This window comes from Myxacorys almedinensis A, assembly GCF_010091945.1.
GTDB lineage: Bacteria > Cyanobacteriota > Cyanobacteriia > Leptolyngbyales > Leptolyngbyaceae > Myxacorys > Myxacorys almedinensis.
On record NZ_WVIE01000079.1, the window covers coordinates 1 to 582 of the forward strand.

A 582-nucleotide genomic window follows, 5' to 3' on the forward strand; every position below is an offset into this window, starting at 1 on the left:
TTCAGCTTGATTTTCCAGCTTCGATGCTGCAAGAGAATGCAGTCAAACTGATTGTTTACGATGTTGAGTTGGAGCAGATTGTCCTATGGAAAAATTAAGAGAACCATTGATTCAATATGAGGCGATTGTTCAGCAATTGCTGCTCGGTTATGCTGAAAGTAAGCCTGCCTACGGAGAGATTGAAGTTGAAACAATTTTTGATTCACAGCGACATCACTATCAGATTCTACATTGGGGATGGCAACATAAACGCTGGGTGCATCAGTGTGTGATTCATTTAGCGATTCGGAATGAAAAGATTTGGATTTTCCACAATTCGACAGAGCATGATATTGCTGCTGATTTAGTGGATTTGGGTGTGCCGAAACAGAGCATTGTGCTGGGGTTTCATCCGCCCTTTCTGCGAGAACTTAGCGAGTATGCAGTGTCCTAAAGCGTGGGTGAAATTTTAGCGATCGCATTCGACTAAACTAGAACCGAATCCCACAATGACCGTATGAGCTTTGATACGACCTGTCGGCGACTGGCGGAACAATTCCCCGAAGACTTCGCAAGCTGGCTCTTAGGCTATCGTGTTCCCCT

Annotated in this window: 1 protein-coding gene; it reads left to right on the plus strand. The window is 44.7% G+C overall.

The annotated features are described in order from the left end of the window. Window positions 1–85: 85 nt before the first annotated feature. Window positions 86–433: a XisI protein gene (locus tag GS601_RS22720; RefSeq protein ID WP_162425563.1), complete on the plus strand. Its 348-nt coding sequence runs from the start codon at window positions 86–88 to the stop codon at window positions 431–433. Window positions 434–582: the final 149 nt, after the last annotated feature.